Raw genomic sequence first — 226 nt, forward strand, 5'->3', positions numbered from 1 at the left:
GCCGCCTTCGGGCGGCTGTGTGTTGAAACAGGCTAAGTATCTATATGACAACCCACCGCCTCCACCCAGCCGCCTTCGGGCGGCTGTGTGTTGAAACTTCGGTGCGCCGTTTGCGATAACGCGCGTCATGCACCAGCCGCCTTCGGGCGGCTGTGTGTTGAAACCTATTAAAACAAAAGTGTCAGAGGCTGATGGTTCCAGCCGCCTTCGGGCGGCTGTGTGTTGA

It is taken from the genome of Neisseria sp. HMSC074B07 (genome assembly GCF_001810355.1).
Lineage (GTDB): Bacteria > Pseudomonadota > Gammaproteobacteria > Burkholderiales > Neisseriaceae > Neisseria.